The 16,635-nt window shown below is 57.2% G+C and carries 16 protein-coding genes; 6 read left to right on the top strand and 10 right to left on the bottom strand.

Going from position 1 to position 16,635, the window contains the following annotated elements:
* Nucleotides 1-2 precede the first annotated feature (2 nt).
* The 4 genes from AC2FLE_RS18375 to AC2FLE_RS18360 are packed head-to-tail and all read left to right on the top strand — an operon-like array spanning nt 3 to nt 4,301.
* Nucleotides 3-1,547, top strand: coding sequence for a trimethylamine methyltransferase family protein (locus tag AC2FLE_RS18375; protein ID WP_496698814.1), 1,545 nt, complete (start codon nt 3-5; stop codon nt 1,545-1,547).
* On the top strand, nt 1,548-2,222 hold the full coding sequence (locus AC2FLE_RS18370) for a TetR/AcrR family transcriptional regulator (protein ID WP_271951552.1): 675 nt from the start codon (nt 1,548-1,550) through the stop codon (nt 2,220-2,222). It abuts the gene before it with no gap.
* On the top strand, nt 2,219-3,523 hold the full coding sequence (locus tag AC2FLE_RS18365) for an NAD(P)/FAD-dependent oxidoreductase (RefSeq protein ID WP_496698812.1): 1,305 nt from the start codon (nt 2,219-2,221) through the stop codon (nt 3,521-3,523). Before AC2FLE_RS18370 ends, AC2FLE_RS18365 begins: the two co-directional genes overlap by 4 nt.
* A gap of 55 nt (nt 3,524-3,578) precedes the next feature.
* Entirely contained in the window at nt 3,579-4,301 is a 723-nt protein-coding gene (locus AC2FLE_RS18360; RefSeq protein ID WP_496698811.1) for a hypothetical protein, read from the top strand.
* Between the two features lie 20 nt (nt 4,302-4,321).
* Here the strand turns inward: AC2FLE_RS18360 and AC2FLE_RS18355 are convergent, their stop codons facing one another.
* Entirely contained in the window at nt 4,322-4,681 is a 360-nt protein-coding gene (locus tag AC2FLE_RS18355) for a DUF3307 domain-containing protein (protein WP_496692932.1), read from the bottom strand.
* A 244-nt stretch (nt 4,682-4,925) separates the two neighbouring features.
* Here AC2FLE_RS18355 and AC2FLE_RS18350 point away from each other — a divergent pair, with 244 nt between their 5' ends.
* Nucleotides 4,926-7,922 (top strand): ABC transporter transmembrane domain-containing protein, encoded by a 2,997-nt coding sequence (locus tag AC2FLE_RS18350; RefSeq protein WP_425595606.1) that lies wholly within the window; start codon nt 4,926-4,928, stop codon nt 7,920-7,922.
* Here AC2FLE_RS18350 and AC2FLE_RS18345 read toward each other — a convergent pair.
* The 9 genes from AC2FLE_RS18345 to AC2FLE_RS18305 form a co-directional block, all read right to left on the bottom strand.
* A complete protein-coding gene (locus AC2FLE_RS18345) occupies nt 7,919-8,212 on the bottom strand; it encodes an ArsR/SmtB family transcription factor (protein ID WP_142639497.1) in 294 nt (97 codons plus the stop codon). The two genes, AC2FLE_RS18350 and AC2FLE_RS18345, sit on opposite strands and share 4 nt — an antisense overlap.
* A gap of 109 nt (nt 8,213-8,321) precedes the next feature.
* Complete coding sequence (locus tag AC2FLE_RS18340; protein ID WP_496698808.1) at nt 8,322-9,554, bottom strand: mandelate racemase/muconate lactonizing enzyme family protein; 1,233 nt, start codon at nt 9,552-9,554, stop codon at nt 8,322-8,324.
* 24 nt (nt 9,555-9,578) lie between these two features.
* Entirely contained in the window at nt 9,579-10,673 is a 1,095-nt protein-coding gene (locus tag AC2FLE_RS18335) for a zinc-binding dehydrogenase (RefSeq protein WP_496698873.1), read from the bottom strand.
* Nucleotides 10,674-10,755: 82 nt separating this feature from the next.
* The gene (locus AC2FLE_RS18330; RefSeq protein ID WP_496690370.1) at nt 10,756-11,955 is read right to left on the bottom strand and encodes a TCR/Tet family MFS transporter; all 1,200 of its coding nucleotides are present in this window, start codon (nt 11,953-11,955) and stop codon (nt 10,756-10,758) included.
* 73 nt (nt 11,956-12,028) lie between these two features.
* The gene (locus AC2FLE_RS18325; protein ID WP_496698806.1) at nt 12,029-12,754 is read right to left on the bottom strand and encodes an alpha/beta fold hydrolase; all 726 of its coding nucleotides are present in this window, start codon (nt 12,752-12,754) and stop codon (nt 12,029-12,031) included.
* 12 nt (nt 12,755-12,766) lie between these two features.
* Entirely contained in the window at nt 12,767-13,555 is a 789-nt protein-coding gene (gene pcaD, locus AC2FLE_RS18320) for a 3-oxoadipate enol-lactonase (protein WP_496698804.1), read from the bottom strand.
* 57 nt (nt 13,556-13,612) lie between these two features.
* Nucleotides 13,613-14,587, bottom strand: coding sequence for a threonine ammonia-lyase (locus tag AC2FLE_RS18315; protein WP_496698802.1), 975 nt, complete (start codon nt 14,585-14,587; stop codon nt 13,613-13,615).
* Nucleotides 14,584-15,411, bottom strand: a complete 828-nt coding sequence (locus tag AC2FLE_RS18310; RefSeq protein WP_496698800.1) for an alpha/beta fold hydrolase — start codon at nt 15,409-15,411, stop codon at nt 14,584-14,586. Before AC2FLE_RS18310 ends, AC2FLE_RS18315 begins: the two co-directional genes overlap by 4 nt.
* Nucleotides 15,411-16,097 carry a haloacid dehalogenase type II gene (locus AC2FLE_RS18305; RefSeq protein WP_496698799.1) on the bottom strand — a complete coding sequence of 229 codons (687 nt, stop codon included), beginning with the start codon at nt 16,095-16,097 and terminating at the stop codon, nt 15,411-15,413. Before AC2FLE_RS18305 ends, AC2FLE_RS18310 begins: the two co-directional genes overlap by 1 nt.
* A gap of 109 nt (nt 16,098-16,206) precedes the next feature.
* Between AC2FLE_RS18305 and AC2FLE_RS18300 the strand changes: the two genes are divergently transcribed.
* The gene (locus AC2FLE_RS18300; RefSeq protein WP_142639411.1) at nt 16,207-16,635 is read left to right on the top strand and encodes an FKBP-type peptidyl-prolyl cis-trans isomerase; all 429 of its coding nucleotides are present in this window, start codon (nt 16,207-16,209) and stop codon (nt 16,633-16,635) included.

The following is a 16,635-nucleotide window of genomic DNA, read 5'->3' as shown; positions in this document are numbered from 1 at the left end:
CAATGACCAACCCCGAACGTGGACGACGAAGGCGAGGGCGTGGCGCTGATGCCGCGCCTGCGACCAACCGCAAGGTCGACTACCGCCAGCTGAGGAATCCATTCCCGGTGATGGAGGTGTTTCCGGCGGATCAGATCGCTGACATGCACGAAACCGCGCTGCGTTTGTTGCAAGAGTTGGGCATCAAGGTGCTGCTGCCTGAGGCGCGGAGCATTTTTGCCAAAGCTGGCGCGCGCGTGGATGTCGATAGCGAAATGGTTTTTATTGGTCGCGACATGGTCGAGGCCGCCGTTGCCTCGGCCCCGAAATCCATCACCTGCCGAGCCGGTGCGTCGCATCGGGATTTCACGCTGGAGCTGGGTAGCCTTGTGTTTCAACCGGGGGCAGGGGCCCCCAATGCCACCGATCTGGAGCGCGGACGTCGCCCGGCGACGGGGCAGGATTATCTGGAGTTCCTGAAACTCACCCATCATTTCGACGTCTTTCAAATGATCTCGCCGCAGGTCGAACCGCAGGATGTGCCGACCCCTCTGCGGCACTATTTCACCACGCAGGCGCAGATGGAGCTGACGGATAAGTTCCCGTTCTTCTTCTCACGCGGGACGCCGCAGGTGATGGATTGCTTTGAGATGCTGACGACCGCGCGGGGCCTGTCGGATGACGAATTTAGGACCCACCCGCACAGCTATACGATCATCAACACGAACAGCCCGCGCACGCTGGACATTCCGATGGCGCAGGGGCTGATCGACTTTGCTCGGCACGGGCAGATGTCGATCATCACGCCCTTCACGCTGATGGGCGCGATGGCCCCGATCACGGTGGCGGGGGCCATTACCCTGTCCCATGCCGAGGCTCTGGCCGCGCTGACCCTGACCCAACTGGCCAAGCCCGGCGCGCCGGTGTGCTATGGCACTTTCACCAGCAATGTGGATATGAAATCCGGTGCTCCGGCCTTTGGAACGCCCTCGCATTTTCAGGCCTCACTGGCGGCCGGGCAGTTGGCGCGGCATCTGGGCCTGCCGTGGCGCTCGGCTGCGGGGTCGGCTTCAAACATCAATGATGTGCAGGCGGCAAATGAAAACCAGTTTGGCCTGTGGGGGTGCCTGATGGCAGGGGCGACGGTGATCATTCACTCGGCGGGATGGCTAGAGGGCGGATTGACCGTGTCCTTTGAAAAACTGGTCTGCGACGCCGAAGTGTTGAACATGGTGGCCGAGCTGTGCGCCGGGGCGCAGGCTGGCGAGGCTGAAATTGGGTTCGGCACTGCGCTAAGCGAGGTTGAGCCCAGCGGACATTTCTTTGCATCCAGCCAGACGATGGAACGCTACAATACAGAATTCTATGAACCGCATGTCCATGATTATGCCAATTTCGGCACCTGGGCCGAGCGTGGATCGTTGGACGCAAACAGTCGTGCGACCGGTGTATGGAAGGAAATCTTGGCCAATTTTCAGCCACCTGAGCAAAACAGCGACCAGATTGGCGCGCTGAAAGACTTTATTGCCAAACGTACCGAAGAGGGCGGCGCGCCGCCGGAGAGTTAAATGAATACGAAACCCATCCTGCACCGGGACGATCCGGAAGCTGAACCGCTGATCGGCAATATCAAGGTCACGCGCGACGACTGGCTGAATGTGGCGTTGGATGTGCTAATCTCGGACGGGGTCGATCAGATCAAGGTGATGAATCTGGCGGAACGGATGGCCGTGTCTCGGTCGTCCTTCTATTGGTACTTCAAATCGCGCCAGGAACTGCTGGATGCTCTTCTGGCACGGTGGCAGGCCACCAATACCGCGGCATTGGTCGCGCAGGCCGAAGCTCCGGCAAAGACGATAACCGGTGCGGTGTGCAATGTGCATCGCTGTGTCGTCAATACCGACCTGTTTGACACCGCGCTGGATTTCGCGGTGCGCGACTGGGCGCGCAAATCGGGCAAGGTGCGGCGCGCACTGGACCAGTCTGACGCGCGACGGTTGCTAGCGCTGCACGCCATGTTTGCCCGCTTTGGCTATTCCGAGGTCGAGGCGGAAACCCGTGCGCGCGTGCTGTATTACATGCAGATAGGATACGATCTGGCGCAGCTGAATGAACCGATGTCCACGCGGATATCAATGGTGCCTCATTATCTATATGTCTTCACCGGGGTCGAGCCGAGGCCAGAGGAAGTAGAAGAATTCAGCGCCTATTCGCGCCATCACTGGAAAGGAGAGCCATCATGAGTCAACCAGATGCAATCATCATCGGAACAGGCGTGATCGGGGCGGCCATCGCGTTCGAAATGGCCAAGGCCGGGTGGAAAACCGTATCTCTGGACCGGAACGCTCAGGTTGGCCATGGCTCAACCGCCGGGTCCTGCGCGATCATCCGGATGCATTATTCCACCTTTGACGGCACGGCATTCGCCTGGGAAGGCTATCATTATTGGCGCGACTGGGCCGAGTATCTTGGCCTACCGCAAGGCGCCGATCTGGCCCAATTCCGCGAAACCGGCTGTCTGGTCATGAAAACCGAGGCGAACGGGCTGCTGGAAAAACACATGAAGAACAGTTCCGCGCTGAATTGCCCGTTCGAGGAATGGTCCCCCGAACAGGTCACCGACCGGCTGCCGGTCTATTCGCAGGACAGTTTTGCCCCCGCTCGTCGCATGGATGACCCCGAGTTTGGGCAGCCCAACGGACGCAAGATGCAAGGCGGCGTTTACTGGCCTCAGGCCGGGTATGTCACCGATCCGGCCCTGTCCGCACAGAACCTGATGGATGCCGCCAGACAGCACGGGGCCGAGGTGCGAACCGGGGCCGAAGTGGTCGAGATTTTGACTGATGGCGGGCGAGTTTCTGGTGTCAGGCTGGCATCGGGAGAAGACATTCATGCGAAAGTTGTGGTTAACGTAGCCGGGCCGGGTTCGGCCATCATCAATGGGATGGCTGATGTTCTGGATGACATGACCATTCAGACCCGCCCCTTGCGCCAAGAGGTCGTTCACGTCCCTGCGCCCGAGGGGTTTGACTTTGAAAATGACGGCACAATCGTGTCGGACAGCGATATCGCCTGCTATTGCCGGCCTGAGCATGGCAACCACATCCTGGTGGGCTCGGAAGACCCCGAATGCGACCCACATCAATGGTGCGAAGATGACGTAACCTATAATCGCGACTTTACCGACCAGTGGACGACACAAGCGATGCGCTATGCCCAGAGAGTGCCTAGCCTTGGCATTCCTTCCAAGACCCGCGGTGTGGTGGACCTGTATGATGCGTCGACGGATTGGATTCCAATCTATGACCAATCCAGCCTTCCCGGTTTTTATATGGCCTGCGGATCCAGTGGAAATCAGTACAAGAACGCGCCGATTGCAGGCAAGATGATGACGGCGCTGATCGGGTATTGCGAAGACGGCGCGGATCATGACAGTGCGCCGCTACAATTTGAACTGCCCTATATTGGACGCACAATCGACGTCGGTTTCTATTCCCGCAAGCGCCCGATCAACAAAGAAAGCAGTTTTTCCGTTTTGGGCTAGCCGACGCGTCCTGATGCACTAGCATTCAAGGGATCAAGTTGAGCCCGGACGCATAATGACCAAATCGAAGAACAAGGTTCTGATCCTCGGCAGCGCCCCCACGGCGCTGCGTGCGCGGGACTGGGCGCGTACGCTGTTCACGCATATAGTCGCTATCAACAATGCCTGGCGGGTCCGCGCAGACTGGGATTTTCTGATCCACCCCGAGGATTTCCCGACCAAGAACATGCCCACATCTGTCAGTGACATTCAGCGTATAGTCACTGCAAATGAATACGTTCCGATACAGAACGGTTTCGGTGGATTTGTCTATGCCGGGGGAACGATGGCCTTTACGGCCGGATACTGGGCTTTGTCTGCATTGCAGCCCTCGGTTCTGGCTTATTGCGGTTGCGATATGATCTATTCCGGACAGGGTCGGACACATTTCTACGGCAACGGAGCCGCAGATCCGTTGCGACCCGATGTGACCTTGCGACTGCTCGAGGCGAAGTCGGCGCGACTAGGATTGTTTGCTGCGGCGCAGGGCTGTCGCACAGTGCGATTGTCCGAAGGACCAAGCCGACTGGTTTACCCCTCGGTCAGCAGCGAAGATTTGTCTTCGGTCGAGATGCCTTCTACATCGGGGATGGCTGAGATCATACGGTCGGAGTCGGATCTTGGGTATTTCGTGGAGTCTGGCCGGTACTGGGAAGTTGAGACCGAGTTCGACCCGCAGAAGATCGATGCCATAGACCAGCGGTGGCTATCGCTCTATCCATCGGCCACTCAGCTCTGAATTGCTGTGGTAATTCTGGTTCAGGCCGCGAATGTCGCCCAGGCCCAGACCATTGCCACATAGGTCAGATTATGCATGCACTGATCCAGCCCGGCTGCACGCCAAAAGGCTGCCTGAGTCGGCATAAGCTGTTTTTTGTCGGAATAGCTGGCTTTGGCAAAATCAATGTTGAAATGAACTATCCACTCTAGCGCGGCAATGATCAGGATAAACGGCAGCGGAGCGCCGAAAACCAAAAAGACCAATACCGAACCAACAACATGCACAGCAGCATGTTGCGCGCGTCCCCAGTGAAAATACTCACCCCGGCCTGACAGCATCTTGGGCGTCTGGAGGTAAAAATCTGCAAACATATGTTTGATCTGCAATAAGCAGAGCATCAATAACACAGTGCCTAATGTGGCAGGCAAAAGACTCCTCCCGATATCGTCCTAAAGCGAACAGTAGGGGCTAATGTGAGGTTGCGCAAATGAACTTGTTCACATTCGGCAAATATCTGTTCAATTCGGAAACTATTTGCGTCTGCAGGCTTGATTGCGGTAAATTCAGACTGTTGAATTTACGAGAATTTCGTAAAGACGGGGTCAGTGATCCGCAGCAGGGGCAGGTTCCATAGAACGCACGATTTTCCGTTTTATCTGGAAATATTCAAAGCGCGACCAGCTGATTTTGCTGGCCGTAACCACGTCTTTGTTTCCGCTGCTTTACCTGACGCTGGAACTGCCCAAGCGCATCATCAATGACGCGATCGGGGCTGCGACCCCTGTTGTTGATGTGCTGGGCTACAGCCTGTCGCAAACGAATTTTCTGATCATATTATGCATTGGGTTTCTGCTCGCCGTTCTGGCGCATGGTTTGATGAAAATGCGCATCAACACCATGAAAGGCGTCCTGAGCGAACGGATGCTGCGCCGATTCCGGTATCAGATGATCAGCCGCGCCTTGAGATTTCCGCAACCCTATTTCGAACGGGTCAGCCAAGGCGAAATGGTGTCGATGATCACCGCTGAAAGCGAGCCGATGGGTGGGCTGATGGGCGATGCGATCAGCCAGCCGGTATTGCAGGCGGGACAGATGATCACGATCCTGTCCTTCCTGTTCCTACAGAGCTTTTGGTTCGGGCTTGCTGCCGTTTCCCTGATCCCGTTACAGGCCTGGTTGATCCCAAAGCTGCAGCGCCAGATCAATCTGTTGAACAAAAGCCGCATCCAGGAAGTGCGCGTGCTGGCTGCACAGATCGGTGAAAACGCAGCAGGTGCGTCAACGCTGCGGGCAAATGGTGGCTGGCGGTATCGCCGGGCAATGATCTCGGATCAGCTGGGCCGGTTGTTTGAAATTCGCTTCGATATCTACCAGAAAAAGTTCTTTATGAAGTTCATCAACAACTTCATTTCGCAGCTTACCCCATTCCTGTTCTATCTGGTTGGCGGCATTCTGGTCTTGCAGGGCTCGGTCTCGTTGGGGGCGTTGGTTGCGGCTTTGGCGGCTTACAAGGATCTCAGTTCGCCTTGGAAAGAGTTGCTCACATATTACAACCAGACACAGGATATGTCCCTGCGCTGGGATGTTGTGATCGAACGCTTTGCGCCCTCTGGAATGCAGGACGAAAGCCTGTTCGAGGGCGAGCCCGACAAACATCCCAGGCTGGACGGGGATATTGTTCTGAAACATGCATCTGTTCGTGACATGGATGGGAATCTGGTTCTGGACGACCTCGATCTGACATTCCCAGGCGGTAAAACCATCGGAATCGCTGCGCCCAGCGAAGAAGACCGGCGCGCGGTTTCGGAATTGCTGACCCGAGAGATCCTGCCCAGTTCCGGCAGGGTAACGGTCGGGCAGGAAGATTTGTCAAAGCTGCATCAGGGGGTCATTGCTGCGCGGATCGGTTTTGCCTCATCGCGACCGGTTATGTTCCAGGGAACTTTGGGCGACAATGTCATGATGCCGATGCGTCTTCGTCCTCTGTCGACAGAATCAGACGACCCCGGCTTTGCTGAAACAAGACGAGCGGGCAACAGTACCGACCCGTTTAGAGTTGATTGGCTGGACCCGTCGCTGGCTGGTTTGAACACCGTGGAAGACCTGCGCGACTGGTGGTTACAACTGATCGACGGTCTAGGTTCGGGCGCTGCCCTGTTTCAGCGCGGGGCTGAACAGACATTCGAAGCCAACGAGCACCCCGAGTTGGTCAGAAAACTGGTTGAACTACGGCCTAAAGTTCAGGAGGCGGTGGTCAAAGCTGGGCTGCAACAGCAGGCTCTGATCTTTGACCGCAATGCATATAATGCGGCCTTGCCGGTCGCGGAAAACCTGCTTTTCGCGACACCCTGTGTTCCGGTCACTCAGGAAATACTAACCCGTCAGGGCGTGTTTTTGGGGCAGCTGCGCGAGCTGGGCTTGGACGAAACCCTGGTCAGCCTGACGCGCGATGTCATTGATATGTTGCGCCAGATCTTTGGATTGGACGGCACGGACCACCCGTTGTTCCGCAAGCTTGGCCTGCAGGCCGAAGTCTACGAAGCTGCAGTCGAACTGGTAGAGCGCACCCGAAACGAAGGTGTCAGCGGTCTGGATGATGGGCAACTGGCCAACCTTCTGGCGGTTCCGTTTGTCATCTCGGCAGAACAGATTGGCCCCGCGTTTACGGATGAATTGAAAAACCGCATACTTGAATTGCGGCAAAGCCACTCCGAAAAGCTGCTGCAACATCTGAATGATGTCTTCGTGCCGCTGAAGGAAACCGAGTTTGCCCCCGGTCTGACCGTGATGGAGAACGCTTTGTTCGGTAAGGTCAGCCAGATCGGCGGCGCGCGATCAGATGAGGTACGTAAGCTGATCGTTGATGTCCTTTCTGAAAACGGTGCCCGACCTTTGGTGGTCGAGCTGATTTACGATGTACCGGTCTCGCTGGGCGGGCAGAACCTGCCTGCGGTTTTCGCCGAACCTTTGGCCTTTACGCGGGCTACGATCAAGAAACCCGACATTCTGATCCTGGATAATGCTTTGGCAAGCTATGACATGGAAACTCAGATTGCGGTCTATAAAAACCTGCGCGCCCTGTTGCCAAATGCGACGGTGATTTATCTGAACGATCAGTACGAAAACCCTGACGTATTCGACATGTTCATAGAAATAAGGCAAGGTCGTGTGGTTTCAGACGAAGGACCCGCCGACGTGGAAGAAGATAGCGCAGCATCAGCCGATTTGGCGCGCAAGCTTCGTGCGCTGGAACAGACGCCGCTGTTTTCCGGTCTTGACCGCAGACAGCTGCGCCTTCTGGCATTTGGTGCGCGCTGGTTCCAGGCCCAACCGGGAGAGGTGGTGTTCCTGAAAGACGACCAGCCCACCGATGGGGCCTATGTCGTTTTGGAAGGCGAGGCAGGCCTGTATTTGCCGCAACCAGAAGGTCCCGATCAACTGATCGCAACGGTTGGCTCCGGCGCATTGGTCGGAGAGTTGGGGTTGATCCGAAAGGAACCCCGCGCCCTGAGCATGATTGCGGAAACCGACCTGTCTTGTCTGCGTATCGGTGAGGAAGAATTCCTGGCCGTGGTCGAAAACGATGCCGCAACCGCTTTCAAGCTGATGCAGGTGATCGCCGGCTATGTTTCGAACTAGGGGTTGGCTTCAGGTTTGCAGAACAGGTCGTATAGCAGCTGGATGACTTTCGCTGTATTTCCGTCCTGCAGGGAATAGTAGATGGTTTTGCCATCGCGCCGTGTCGACACCAGCTGTTCTTCTCGTAGGCGTGCCAACATCTGACTGACTGCGGCCTGCCGGATTTGCAGCAGTTTTTCCAGCTCACCAACCGATTTCTCGCCATCACCCAGATGGCACAAAATCATCAGGCGGCCTTCATGCGCCAGCGTCTTCAGGTACGCGGCGGCACGTGCGGCACTTTCCTGCATGCCGGGCGGAGTTTCGTCCGTATTCAGTGTTTCGTGGTCTTGAACTGTCACGTGCGTATTGGTTCCAAACTTGGCTTTGGCGCAATATGACTCAGAATTTCAGTACTTGTCACCCCTTTGAAGCAGGGGCACCGCCCTGAAAGGCGTTGCCGTTGGCATAGTCGCAAGGTTCTTCCTGCATCTGAAGGTGCAACCCATCGCCGGTATAGGGGTGTGAGCGGGCCAGATCTTCGTTCACTTCGATCCCCAACCCTGGCGCATTCGGTGCCACGACAAAGCCATTTTCAACGCGCAGTGAACCTTTGATCAAAGCGTCGTGATACGGCGTATCAATGGTTTCCAGCAACAGCAGATTTGGGATTGAGGCTGCCAGATGGATATTGGCGGCCCATTCAACTGGACCAGCATAGAGATGCGGAGCCATCTGGGCGTTGAATATCTCGGCCATGGCGGCGACTTTCTTCATCTCCCATATCCCACCTGCACGCCCAAGGGCGGGTTGCAGGATTTCTGCAGCACCTGCGCGCAAAACTGCACCGAATTCGGCTTTGGTGGTCATGCGTTCCCCGGTTGCCACGGGTATTCGCACGTTGCGAGCGACGCGGGCCATGTCTTCGATCATGTCAGGTGGGGTAGGTTCTTCGAACCAAAGCGGTGAATAGGGTTCCAGCGCCTGACCCAGCCGGATTGCGCCTGCGGTGTTGAACTGACCGTGGGTGCCAAACAACAGGTCGGCCCTGTCGCCGACCGCTTCACGGATCGCTTTGCAAAAGGCAACTGACATCGAGATGTCGGACATAGCAGGCATATGCCCGCCACGGATCGTGTAGGGACCAGCGGGATCAAATTTTACTGCCGTGAAGCCGCGGCTCACCATTTCAGCTGCACATTCCGCGGCCTGGTCGGGCGAAGTCCAAAAGTCGGCCAGGTCATGCCGGGGCAGGGGGTAAAGGTAGGTGTAGGCCCGGATGCGTTGATTAACCAGCCCACCCAAAAGCGCATAAACCGGACGGTCGCGATCTTTACCCAGAATGTCCCAACACGCGATTTCCAGCCCTGAAAACGCACCCATTACGGTCAGGTCGGGGCGCTGGGTAAAGCCGCTGGAATAGACGCGGCGGAACATAAGCTCGATATTCTCGGGGTTCTCGCCGAGCATATGCCGTTCAAAGACATCCCGGATTACGTGACACATAGCTTCAGGTCCAATGGATGAGGCATAGCATTCGCCCCAACCGGTGACGCCTGTGTCGGTGGTAACCTTTACCAGTATCCAGTACCGGCCACCCCAACCCGGAGCAGGGGGGGCCGTGACAATGATATCGAGATCCTGCAGTTTCATAGGATATACTCCAGCCGGGGCTGCTTAGGCCCTGTCAAACATGATGACGTTTCGTTTGGCCGATCCGGTTTTGGTATCCGCAATCGCCTCGTTGATTTGCGACAAGGACCAGCGGCCCGAGATCAGTTCATCCAGCCTCAGCCGCCCCTGTTCATACAGGTCGATCATCCAGGGAATATCACGTTGGATCACCACATCCCCCATCTTTGACCCGATCAGCCCCTGACCAAGTGCGGCCAGGACAACAGGTTCATAGCTTGCCATGTCGCCGGAATGGGGCATCCCGATCATGATGGCCTTGCCGCCTCGGCCAAGATAGCGAACGGCCTGGTCATAGGCCGGGATCGCACCGACTGTGATCAGGACGGCATCGGCCCCTCGACCGCCAAGTGCGCGGTAAGCTGCCTTCCATGGTGCGTCCAAAGTGGCCAGAACGCTGTGGGTTGCACCAAATTCCTTTGCAATGGCCAGTTTGTCCTCGGTCATGTCGACCGCAACGATACGCCGGGCACCCGCAATCCGTGCGCCTTGTATGGCGTTCAGGCCAACGCCTCCGGCCCCGATCACGACGACATCCTGACCCGGGCGCAGACCGGCGGCATTCACGGCAGCGCCCACACCGGTGATCACCCCGCAAGACAGCAGGCTGGCCACATCCTTTGGCAGGGCCTCGGGAATTTTCACGATCTGCCGGTGGCTGACCACGACTTTTTCGGCAAAAGCCCCGCACGCCATTGCTTGCTCCAGCGGGCCCCCGTCAGCGGTGCGCAACGGACCTTTTACAGTGTCGTGGGGTGTTTCACATAAGGTTGGCTTGCCACCCGCGCAGGAGGGGCAGGAACCGCATGCACGGATCAGCGTCACCACGACGGAATCGCCAACCTCGAACCCTTCGGTCATGCCGCCCGTTGCGGTGATCACACCCGCGGCCTCATGGCCATAAACAGCGGGCAGGAATCCACCCCAGGCGCCGCTGGCGAAAGAAATGTCGGAATGGCAGATCGCAACCGCATCCAGGGTGACCTCGACTTCGCCGGCGGCGGGCGGGGCGATCAGTACGTCTTCTATGACCAGGGGTTTGTCGAATGCCCGACATACGGCCGCCTTGATGGATTGCATGATGTCCTCGTATTCGGTTTTAATCACGGTGGCGCGGTTCGGAATGCCCTGCAAGGCCGAAACCGTCATCGTCATGTCGTTGTTATGCAGAAATGGGGCGAGATCTGTAAAAAAGGATAAGGCCGACAATCATAAGGCACATGGCCAGAAGAAACGGCGCGCCGGGAAAATAGATGGCGGTGCCGGGCTTTGCGAACCAGGCAAATACGCTGCTCATGACCAGAGGGGAAATCACCATGGAAAGCGCGTGCAGTGAAGTTAGCACGCCCTGAAGCTCTCCTTGTTGCGAATCTGGTGTTGCGCGCGAGGCCAGAGCCTGGATTGCCGGGGTTGCGACTGCGCCGATAGCCGTGATCGGGATCAGCATCAGCGCGATTATTCCATTGGTCAGAAAAGCCAGAAGCAGAAAGCTGACAATCTCGAACACCATCCCGAGAAGGATTGTTACGCGTTCGCCGAGATAACGTGTGGCGGGGCGTATCAATCCGCCCTGAACTGCGGCCATTCCAATTCCGTAAAGACCCAGCGACACACCAATCATCTGGGGTGACCATCCAAAACGCTCGGCGGTGAAATAGGCCCAAATGGCCGGATATACATAGATTGAGACAGAATAGAGGAAATAGACCCACAACATCGGACGGATCCCCGGCAGCGCCGCGATGGCACGCAGTGAATTCACGGGGTTAGCGCGGCGCAGGCTGAACGGGCGCCGGTTCTTATCGGTCACCGTTTCAGGCATCACCATCAAACCGACGCCGAATGTTATGGCCGAAAGCGCTGCGGCAGCCCAGAAGGGCGCACGGGTTCCATATTCGCTGAGCAATCCGCCGATGACCGGACCCAGGACAAAGCCAACCCCGAATGCCGCCCCTAACAGACCGAAATTCGCAGCTTTTTCGTGGGGTTTCGACACATCCGCCATGAACGCCGCGGCGGTGGAATGAGTTGCGGCTGTGATCCCGCCGACGATCCGACCGGCAAGTAATAGCCAGATACTGCCAGCAAGCGCCATGACCACATAGTCCAACGACATAACAAACAGAGATACCAACAATACACCCCTGCGCCCGAAAGCGTCAGACAGGTTGCCCAGGATCGGTCCAAAGATAAATTGCATCGCTGCAAAAGCGGTGCTTAGGACGCCGCCCCAGATCGCCGCGCTGGCCAGCGTACCACCCTGAACATCAATAATGAGCTCGGGCATAATGGGCAGCACAAGGCCAATCCCCATTGCATCAATCATAACAGTGGCAAGAACAAACAGGAAAGGTAAGCGCATGGGAACCGACAAAGAAAGTTTCGGGCACCCTATCGGGGGTCAGGTTCAGAGGAAAGCCGCAAGATTTCGCAGATCAGTCAAGAGTATCAAAGCCCTGCGCGATGTCGTCCAATAGATCGGCCAGTTTTTCAGGGTGCGAAAAGAATGGCGAATGAGAGCTTTGGATGGAATGGCGCATTCCCTCGGGCATGCTGAGGCTCATGATGTGCTGGTATTCAGGCGGGATGGTATGGTCGTCGAGTGTTCGGATATATGCTTTGGGCATATCCTGAAAATGTTCTGTCAGGGTAAGCCGTGTCTCCTGAGGTGCAATGGCCTGCGGGCAAAGCCGAGCCAGCGCATAAAGCAGGACCTCTTCCGGGCAGTCGTGGTAAAACAAGGCCTTCACGCTATCGGGTTTGACCGTATAGGACAGCCCGTCAGTCGATTTTTCGACGGCATCAACTATTGTTTGCCGCGGTGATTTCCGGCGCAGCTCGACCATCGACAATCCGTTCTCGGGGACGTAGGCGGACAGGAAAACAAGTCCGCGCATCGCATCCGGTCTCAATTCGGCGGCGGCACTAATGGGGTATCCCCCCCAAGAATGGCCGACGATGATCGTATCCGATCTGCTCGCAGCCAGAACGGCGTTCCGGCAACTGTCCAGGGTCACCTGGTCGACCGACGTCGGGTCAGATCCGTGGCTGGGCATATCAATTGCGCGGACCGAATGGCCGCGTGTTTCAAGTGCTGGGATCAAATCTCTCCAACACCAGGCACCATGGCATGAGCCATGGACCAACAGAAAATCCGCCAAAGCAATGCTCCTTCAGATATGACCGATGCCAGTCAAAAAGTCTTTTAGTAGCGCCGCGTATTCAATGGGTTGTTCGACGCAGGGCAGATGGCCCGCTTTGCGTATCAATTCGAAACGGGCACCGGGAATAAGATCAATGGTTTCTTTTACTAGATCCGGCGGGGTAGAGCCATCCTCGCTGCCCGCAATGCCCAAAGTCGGCAAACGCAGGCCACTTGTCGGCGTGTAAAAATCGGTTCCGGAGATGGCGGCGCAACATCCCAGATAGCCTTCAACAGGTTGCCGCACCATCATGTTGCGCCATAGCAGGTGCTGGGGCGACGCGTGGAAAGCCCGCGAGAACCAGCGCTCCATAGTTGCGTCGGCTAACATTTCGATGCCGCCGATCCGGACGGCTTCCATACGGTCCGCCCAAATCGCCGGGGTGGCTATTTTGGCCGCTGTATTTGACAGAACCAGCCCGCGAATCAAATCCAGGCGTTTGACGGCCAGACCCTGCGCGATCATCCCGCCGATGGACAGACCGACAAAAACGCAATCTCGGACCTTTAGGTGATCCAGAAGGCCTTCGGCATCGCGGATCAGCGCCCCCATCGAATAGGGCGCCTGAGGCGCCGAGGACAGGCCATGCCCGCGTTTGTCGTATCGAATGACTCGCAGCCCATCAGGCAGGTATGGCAGCATCGCATCCCACAGGCGCAGATCGGTGCCCAGCGAGTTCGCGAACACGATCGGCGCGCCTTGTGGGTCGCCGTCGATCCGGTAATGGAGCTGTACATCCCCAAGGTCAGCTATCTGCATAAAGATCCTCTGTCTTTGCATGCTGAACTGGCACGCTGCCGGAACCGACGGCGATTGTCAGGTCAGGAACTCCATAGCTTTGGCAAAGACGTCCGGGTCCGCATTGCCACCCGATGCGACAATGATAACGGCGTCTCCTTGAATTTCGGACCTGCGAAACAACGCTGCGGCCAGGGAAACCGCACCGCCCGGTTCAAGCACGATCTTCAGGCGCAGAAAGGCCAAAGCCATGGCGCGCATCGCCTTTTCTTCGGTCACAGACAGGCCGGGACCGCACAGCCGTTGCAGGATCGGAAAGGTGATGTCGCCGGGTTGCGGGGTCAGAATGGCGTCGCAGATATTGCCAGATGTGGCCGCGTTGTTCTGTATTCGTCCCAGCGCCAACGAGCGTTTGACGTCGTCAAACCCTTCGGGCTCGCAGGGGCGGGCGCGCAGACCGGGTGCGTGCCCCTCGAGCGCAAGCGCAATACCCGAGGTCAGCCCCCCGCCGCCGCAACAGACCAGCACATCAGCCTGTTCGACGCCCAGCACAGCCGCCTGGCGCGCGATTTCCAGCCCGGTTGTGCCTTGCCCGGCTATCACCAGCGGTTCATCATAGGGGCGGATCAGGGTCAGGCCATGCTTGGCCGCCACGGCCTCCCCGATTTCTTCGCGGCTTTCACTGGAGCGGTCATACAGAACCACCTCGGCCCCCAGAGCGCGCGTGTTGTCGATTTTGAGCTTTGGGGCATCCGAGGGCATGACGATAACAGCCGAAATACCATGCTGTGCGGCGGCATAAGCCACGCCCTGAGCATGATTGCCCGAGGAATAGGCGATCACGCCTTTCTTTCGGTCTGCTTCACTGAGGCCCGAAATGGCCGACCACGCCCCGCGAAACTTGAAACTGCCGGTGTGCTGCAGGCATTCCGGTTTTACCAACACGCGGCGTCCCGCGATTTCATCCAAAAACGGAGAGGTCAGGATTGGTGTTTCTCTGACGTGCCCTTGCAGACGCAGGGCTGCGGCTTCGATCATTTCAAGTGTGCTCATGCCGCGTCCAGTACTTTGCGAATAACGCCCAATGATTGAGGTTCGTCCAGAAACGGTACGTGTCCGCGATCGGGCACGGTAGCCGAGATCAACCCCGGATGCCGGTTCTGCATCTCGGCCAATGTCTGCGCGCTCAGAAGATCGGAATTTTCACCGCGAATGACACCCGTTGGGATGTCGTGCAGGGCCTCGAAGAACATCCACATATCCGGGATTGCCCCGGCTGCGGCCTGTTCCAGCAGCGCTGTGCGCAGGGCCGGATCATAGCGCAGGGTCAAACCCTCTGTCGTTTCCTGATTTTGAAATTCAGCAATCTGCCGCCATCTTTCCAGCGAAATCCCTGGAAACTGCGGGCCCATCATGTGCTGAAGCGCCTGCGCGGCCTCGTCATAGGTTTTCGAGACCGGTTGCTTGCCGACATATTCCATTATTTTGGCGATGCCCGATGGGTTAAAGACCGGACCAACATCATTGAGCACAACAGCCGCCAGCCGCTTTGGGTGGGTGGTGGCCAAGGTCATCGCGATCAGGCCTCCACGTGAGGTCCCAATCACGGTCACCTGATCCAGGCCAAGATGATCCAGCAGATCAATCACGTCCTGAGATTCGCGTAACAGGCTATAGTTCCCGTGATCCGAGTCATGCTCGGATTGCCCGCGCCCGCGATAATCCATCGCGATAATCCGCCAATCGGTCATGTGCGGGGCAAGAAATGAGAAATCCCGGCTGTTTCGGGTAAGGCCTGCCAGACACAGGACCGGCTTGCCGCTGCCGGTGTCTTCGAAATAGAGGCGTTTGCCGTCGTTGGTCGAAAAAAAGGGCATCAGAGTCCTGCAAGTTCCGGAATGGATGTCAGGTCGGACAGTACATGCGTTGGCTGCCATGGCAACCGATCCATTGGTTCGTTCGTTCGGTTGACCCAGGCGGTGACGAAACCATAGCCACTGGCCCCCGCTGCGTCCCAGCCATTTGAGCTGACGAACAAGACTTCGTCGCGCTCGCAGCCGAAGCTCTGCGCGACCAGATCATAAACCTTGGCATGCGGTTTGAAGATGCCGACGCTTTCGACCGACAGAATATCATCCAGAACGCCGCTTATCCCTGCGGATTGAACCGCACCATCCAGCATCGGCGGTGATCCGTTCGACAAGATCGCAGTCTGCATCCCGCCGGCCTTCAGGGTGGCCAGCATTTCGGGAACCTCGGGATAGGCCTGCAATTCCCAGTAGAGATCAAGCAGGCGCTGGCGTAGGGCCGGGTGCTGGTCCAGCCCCGTTGCCTCTAGTGCCCAATCCAGACCGTCTTGCGTGACGTCCCAGAAATCTGCATGTGCATCGGCCACCGCACGCAGCCAGGTGTATTGCAACTGTTTCAGGCGCCAGTGATTGGCCAGATCCGGCCATTTCTGCTGTAACGCCTCAAAGCCGGGTTCTGATGCAGCTTGCCTTGCGGCTGCGGCCACATCGAACAACGTGCCGTATGCATCAAAAATGCAGGTTGTGATCGGCATCAATTCCCCTCCGTTCATTCGGTGCAGGTTTGCAAAAGTGCTAAGGGTTTACAATGTTGCTTCATTGCCTAGGTTTGACCGCTCAATTTTCTATCGGCCGGAGGCCAAAATGACAGCGATAAAACAGGGCGACACAGTTCGCATCCACTATACCGGTACGTTGCAGGACGGGAATGTCTTTGACAGTTCACAAGGGCGCGATCCACTGGAATTCGAGGTGGGGTCCGGGCAGATTATTCCCGGATTGGACAGTGCAATGCCTGGTCTGGTGGCCGGGGACAAAAAACGTGTCGAGATCGCCTGCGTTGATGCTTATGGGCCGATCAATCCCGAAATGCGTCAGAGCATACCACGCGAAGGTATTCCGGACGACATCCCGCTTGAACCCGGCACCCAGTTGCAGATGCAAACGCCCGAAGGGCACGCATTGCCGGTAACTGTTGTCGAGGCTGATGAGGTGACCGTCACGCTAGACGCGAACCATCCTCTGGCCGGAAGGGACCTGATTTTCGAAATCGAAGTGGTTTCGGTGAATTGA

The organism is Ruegeria sp. CDSA077, from assembly GCF_059612265.1.
Note: the sequence above shows the minus strand (reverse complement) of the source record. Positions and strands in the feature narration are given on the sequence as shown.